General features: G+C 55.1%; 4 protein-coding genes. 1 reads left to right on the plus strand and 3 read right to left on the minus strand.

All coding sequences use genetic code 11. The features are described 5' to 3' along the window. The first annotated feature begins 348 nt into the window (after positions 1–348). On the plus strand, positions 349–1,395 hold the full coding sequence (locus HEP82_RS19560) for a LacI family DNA-binding transcriptional regulator (RefSeq protein ID WP_192459577.1): 1,047 nt from the start codon (positions 349–351) through the stop codon (positions 1,393–1,395). 54 nt (positions 1,396–1,449) lie between these two features. Here HEP82_RS19560 and HEP82_RS19565 read toward each other — a convergent pair whose 3' ends face one another. The 3 genes from HEP82_RS19565 to HEP82_RS19575 all read right to left on the minus strand — a co-directional run bounded on the left by HEP82_RS19565 (position 1,450) and on the right by HEP82_RS19575 (position 6,004). Next, positions 1,450–3,330 carry a methyl-accepting chemotaxis protein gene (locus HEP82_RS19565; protein WP_269150433.1) on the minus strand — a complete coding sequence of 627 codons (1,881 nt, stop codon included), beginning with the start codon at positions 3,328–3,330 and terminating at the stop codon, positions 1,450–1,452. A 307-nt stretch (positions 3,331–3,637) separates the two neighbouring features. Then, a complete protein-coding gene (locus tag HEP82_RS19570; protein WP_192459579.1) occupies positions 3,638–4,507 on the minus strand; it encodes a fumarylacetoacetate hydrolase family protein in 870 nt (289 codons plus the stop codon). Between the two features lie 84 nt (positions 4,508–4,591). Then, positions 4,592–6,004 (minus strand): MFS transporter, encoded by a 1,413-nt coding sequence (locus HEP82_RS19575; protein ID WP_192459580.1) that lies wholly within the window; start codon positions 6,002–6,004, stop codon positions 4,592–4,594. Positions 6,005–6,133 lie beyond the last annotated feature (129 nt).

The following is a 6,133-nucleotide window of genomic DNA, read 5'->3' on the forward strand; positions in this document are numbered from 1 at the left end:
CGCTCGCGTTCACTGCAGGCGGCAATCCTCATGAATCCATGCCGTCTGCTGATTACCCCCCGGCCCTGGAGCGATATTCAGGGCCGTCGTCGCCATCCAGGCCGCGTGGCGACTATGTCGACATGCCAAAAACATAGCCAATTCACCAGACCCGCTCCATAATAACCGCATGTAAAACAGGCGATAATAATCCCGATATCCCGGCAGCCTTCCTCCTTTTACATGATTATGACGACGCTCATTTCTATGCTGGCCGTAAGTTTCATAATCTGGGTACAAGGCGAGCGGCCGCGGTTTCCCCTAACGGAACCGACCTGAGACTTCCCTACTGACTACGCTAAGGACGACATGGATTCGAACGCATTTTCACCACATGGCGCAAACCGTAAATTGGGCAGTAAACCCGTAACCCTGCAAGACGTGGCGACGGCAGCTGGCGTCAGCATATCCACCGTGTCGCGCGTTTTGGACGAACGTTTGCCCCCTTCCCGGAGCAAAGCCGCGGAACGGGTGCGGCAGGTGGCCCAGGAGCTGGGATATCGCCGGGACATCATGGCTTCCAGCCTGCGCCGCGGCGGTACCGGCACCCTCGGCGTACTGGTACCGCGCTTGAGCGACATGGTGATGGCATTGCTGTACGAAGCGATTGTGCGCGCCGCGGAAAAACAAGGGTATTTCACCATCGTCGCTACCTGCGGCGATGATCCCGCACAGGAAAAGCAGGCAGTGGAATCGCTGCTTGATCGGCGCGTTGATGGGCTGATTCTGGCCACCAGCCGTCTCGGCGACAAACTGCCCGCCGAACTGCGCCAGCAGCAGATCCCCCATGCGCTGGCGCTACGTACCGACGGTATCAGCCCATCCGCTATCGGCGACGACGAACAAGGGGGTTATCTGGCTACGCGCCATCTGATCGATCTGGGTCATCGGGATATCGGCCTGATCGCCGGCCCCAACTTCACCTCAGGCGCGCGCGATCGCCGGTTGGGCTTTCAGCGCGCCATGCGCGAAGCGGGGCTGACGATACGTGACGAATGGATCCGCGAATCCGGTTTTGGCATTGAGTCTGGGGAAACGGAAGGGTTAGCCCTGCTGACGCCGGCACATCGCCCCAGTGCTATTTTCGCCATCAATGACGACCTGGCGATCGGTGTGATGGCCGCCGCGCACCGCGTCGGCCTAACAATCGGCCAGGATTTGTCGCTGGTGGGATATAACGATATTCCGCTGGTCGCCCGCCTGCCGGTTCCGCTCTCCTCGGTGCATATTCCGTTGGATCACGTCGCTTCGCTGGCGCTAGAGCAACTGCTGTCGTCGCCAGGCGGCGAGGCAGCCATCCGCCGGGTCATGCCGAGCCTGATCCCCCGCGGCTCCAGCGCCCCCTTCAAACGCTGACGGCTCCCCCCAAAAAACACGGCTCCCGGCTTTTCCGGGAGCCAGACGACAACGTTAACGCAATAGCCGGCGGGGAGCAGCCAGTGCGGCCCGTTGAACGCCGTCGATGTCGTCATCCCTGTCGTCACCTTCGCCGTCCGGCAGGCGGAAAGCGGCAATCAGCTCAGCCAGATGCGCCACCTGCTCTTCCAGCGCACTGGCCGCCGCAGAAGATTCATGCACCATCGATGCATTCTGCTGAATGGTGGAATCCATCTCCGTCACCGCACTGCCGATCTGGGAAATCCCCCGGCTCTGTTCGTCCGACGCGGTCGAAATTTCGCTCATCAGGCTGTTAACCGAGTTCACCGACTCGACAATCTCGTCCATGGTTGTTCCGGCTTTCGCCACTAGCTCCGCGCCGACGTCCACGCGAGAAACCGACTCGGAAATCAACGCTTCGATCTCTTTGGCGGCTTGAGCACTGCGCTGCGCCAGACTACGCACTTCGCTGGCCACCACGGCGAATCCGCGCCCCTGCTCGCCGGCACGCGCCGCTTCCACCGCCGCGTTGAGCGCCAGGATATTGGTCTGAAACGCAATGCTGTTAATGACCGAAGTGATATCAGAAATCTTTTTCGAACTGCCGGAAATGTCAGTCATGGTGTTAACCACATCCCGGATGATCTGGCCGCCACGGTTGGCGATCTCGGAAGCCTTGCCGGTGATCTGACTGGCGTGACGAGCGTTGTCCGCGTTGTTTTTCACCGTCGACGTCAGTTGTTCCATACTGGCGGCCGTCTCAACAATGGCGGACGACTGCTGTTCCGTGCGCGATGACAGGTCATTATTGCCTGCGGCGATCGCGCCGGAGGCGCCGGATACCCGATGCACGCTCCTGCGGATATCCTTCACCAGCGCACGCAGGCGTACCGTCATCTCCATCATGGCGCCGGTCAACATCCCCAGTTCATCATGGCGTTCCACCGTTACCGACGTCGTCAGATCGCCGCCGGCGATGGTTTCGGCCAACTTCAGGTTGGACATGATCGGGCGGGTAATTTGACGGGTGACAGACCAGGAAATCAGCAGACCGAACAGTACCGCCAGCACGCCCAGAACAGTCACCTGCAATACCGCACTGTTGATGATGGCGCTATTTTTCGCATCGATGCTGCCGACGATGCTTGCGATATCCGCAGTGATTTTGTCGCCTGTGGCACGGAATTTGACGTCCGTAGCCTTCATGCTGGTCAGTGCATCAAAATATTGTTTGCCGGCCTGACCATAGCTGTCGATATATCTGGCCATTTCCACCGTTTTGGCCTTCCGTTCGTCGTCGAGTGCGGCGGCCAGATCGGCGTAAGCTTTTCGAGCCTCGTCATAGCTGGCCTGTTGATTCTTCAGCGCATCCGCATTGCCCACACGTTGCAGAATTTGCGTACTGTTGGACAGCTTAAATATCGCCAGCAGCACACTATTGTGTTTCGTCAGCAGGTCGGTCTCGTCGGGCTTCAGGATGCCCCCATTCGCAAAGCCCGCCAGGCTATTGCCGCCGCTCAACGCATCGATCGTTTTATTGACATCCTTGACTTTGTTCAGGGCCGCTTTTTCGACATCCAGATCCTGCCAATACTGCTTCATATCCAGATCCAGGGCACTAAAATATGCGGAGTATTCCGTCTCCCACGACAATGCCTTGGCCTTATTGATCTGTTCGACGACCTGATTGCTGTAATTCACCAGATTGGTCAGGTTGGTTTCATCAAAGGAAAAGAAATATTTGATTCGTGCGATTTTGGACTGATCAAGATAATGATTCATGTCGTTCATTATGATTGTTTTTACATAAAGATCGCGAATCGCAAAAAAACGGACAGCGCCAAATCCCGAAGCGATAATCACCAGAACCAGAACTATCGCAAAGCCGCCATAGAGCTTTTGCGATACTTTCATCTTATTCATCATCCTATTTAGAATATTCATTTACATCCTCACCAGAATTCATCAAAAATTGCATAACACGCAAGAAATTATCGTCACGTCACACAGGATGCTTAATATTGTTTATTCATTTTTATACGACATTCACATTTATCACGTTTATTTTCATTTAAAGATAAAGCTCGTAATAGGTTTAAAAAGACATCGGCATTAAATCACCTTATTGGGATCAATTATTCGTCATAACATAATGAAAAGCCGGACAGGCATGCTTTCTCCCTATCCGGCACTCGGCGTCAACGGATAAACATGACCGTCATCACATCGCCACGATCATCTCCGACACCTTGGCGCCTTCATCTTCAATCACATTATGCAGGCAACCAATTCCTTCTATTTCAACCTCCACAATATCCCCACCGTGTAGGAACAAAGGCGGATTACGTTTTTTCCCAACGCCGCCGGGAGAACCGGTAATAATCACGTCACCTGGCGATAATGCACTGAATGTACTGATGTACTCAATCAGCTCATGGATAGGATGAATCATGCTGGAGGTATTATCGCTCTGAACCGTCCGGCCGTTTAGCCGGGTGTGAATATGCAGGTTCTGTGGCTCAGGTATCTCATCCCGGGTGACTAACCAGGGACCGAACGCCCCGGTTCGGCGCCAGTTCTTACCTGCGGTAAACCAGCTATGCTGCCAGTCCCGCACCGAACCATCCATATAACAACTGTACCCGGCAATATATTCAAAAGCATGAGCAGCCGTAATTCCCTTGCCCGGTTTTCCTATCACGATCGCCAATTCACCCTCATAGTCGAATTGTTCCGTTTGCAAAGGTTTCAGCACTCCGCAATTATGACCGACCTGTGAATCCGGGAAACGGATAAATAACGTCGGCGCCGGATCTGATTCCGCAAATTCCGCCCGTTTTTCGGCGTAATTCATACCGACACAAAAAATTTTTCCGGGGTTGCTGATGACCGGCATAAAAGTCACATCGTCCTCCTGATAATCCGGCGGCTCATGAATAAATCTTCTTGCCTCATGCCATGCGTCATGTTCAATCAGCATTCGCAAATCGGAATATTTTCCCCCCAGACGCCGCCCCAGGTCGACAATGCCTGATGCGACTTTCAAACCGTAACGCTCTTTCTCTTCTGCAATAAAACTTGCCAGTTTCATATTTCACCCCGATGACTCAATACTTCACGCAGTTATCTCCGCCGACATGCGCCCGCCCAGCGGAATGCGGGCGCACAGGAATGGCTACGGTGACAGTTCCTCCAGGGCTTTCCCTTTCGTCTCAATGGCGTACAGCAAAGTCACCACACCGCCGATCAGCGCAACCAACGCAAAGGACACAAACACGTAGCGGATACCGAAATTGCCGACGATCGCACCGACCAACATCGGCCCCACCGCCGAACCGGCTCTGAGCCAGGCGCTCCCCAGACCCGTGCCGATGGCCCGCAGCCGTGTCGGATAAAGTTCTGAAGAATAAAGGTAAAGCGAGAAGGTAATGGTTTGCAGGATGGCATACGCCGCCGTCGCGCAAATCAGGATTTGTAACGGGCCGGTTGCACCCAGCACCGTTAATGTCACCAGCGGAATAATGGCCAGCAGAAACGCCGTCGTATACCAGAGCTTGCGCCCCACCTTGTCGATAGACAGCGCACAGATAATCGATGCCAGCACGCCGAATGCCGACGTCGTCCAGCCATACGCCAGCGCCGTTTCTATCGGCAGACCGAAAACCTTTTTATAGAGCGTCGGCAACCAGGTCACTAGGCCGTTGTTGATCATGTAGCCGCAAACCCACAGGATCCAAATGGTAAAGGTGCGTTTGCGGTAAATGCCGGAAAACAGTTCACGCCACCCACGCGGAGCGGCCGTTTGCCCTAAGGGCTGGCGAATCACCGGCTCCGGCAGCGTACAGCCGCGACGGATAGCGTCATTTTCCAGTTTCGTCACCACCGAATCCGCTTCGGCGAAACGCCCCTTGGCCGCCAGCCAGCGCGGTGATTCCGGCATAAACCAGCGTAGCGGCACCGTGATGATGGAAGGAATCAGCCCCACGATGAACATTGCTTTCCAGCCATAAACAGGAACCAGAAAGTATCCGGCAATCCCGGCGAACATCATGCCAATCGGGAAAATAACTTCATACAGCAGGAAAAAACGCCCACGCTTTTTCGCGCCGACAAACTCGTTGATGTAGGAACTGGCCACAGGGACTTCCGCGCCGATGCCAACCCCTTGCAGGAAGCGGAACACCATCATGGAGGCACCGCTCCAGGCAAAAAGGCAGGCGGTATCCATAATCACAAACAGGATGATGGTGATCTTCAAGACCCCGAGCCGACCGATCTTTTCGGCTAAAGAACCAAAAAACACCGCACCGACCAGTTGCCCGACATAGCTAGCGGCGATGATCATGCCGATATCCGCCGCACTTAATCCCCATTCGGCCGCAAGCTGCGGCATAGCGAAAGCGATCGCCAGTACCGTATAGGCATCAAAGAAGGTAGAGAGCCCCACTACCACGCGAATCGTCAGTAACTGACGGGTAATTGGCATCCGCTCCAGGCGGGCAACCAGCTCTGCATTGCTGACCGTCGCCGATGCGCCGGTACTGACGACCCTGCCGAGGTTTCCGGCACTAATGTCATGAGTTGACATAAGTTTTGTTCTCCAGAATAACGTTTTCAGGGGTGCGCCGTGTCTGCCGCAATAGTGGTGGCGTCTACAGGCCGAACGTCTGGCGCCAGACCTATCAGCCGGCCACGAAGCACGAAGACACGGTGCGTC

The sequence above is a fragment of the Musicola keenii genome (genome assembly GCF_014855505.1).
In the GTDB taxonomy this organism is placed as follows: domain Bacteria; phylum Pseudomonadota; class Gammaproteobacteria; order Enterobacterales; family Enterobacteriaceae; genus Musicola; species Musicola paradisiaca.

Coding starts and splice junctions, on each gene's coding strand:
- HEP82_RS19560 (WP_192459577.1), top strand. CDS start 349: ATGGATTCGAACGCATTTTCACCACATGGCGCAAACCGTAAATTGGGC.
- HEP82_RS19565 (WP_269150433.1), bottom strand. CDS start 3,330: ATGAAAGTATCGCAAAAGCTCTATGGCGGCTTTGCGATAGTTCTGGTT.
- HEP82_RS19570 (WP_192459579.1), bottom strand. CDS start 4,507: ATGAAACTGGCAAGTTTTATTGCAGAAGAGAAAGAGCGTTACGGTTTG.
- HEP82_RS19575 (WP_192459580.1), bottom strand. CDS start 6,004: ATGTCAACTCATGACATTAGTGCCGGAAACCTCGGCAGGGTCGTCAGT.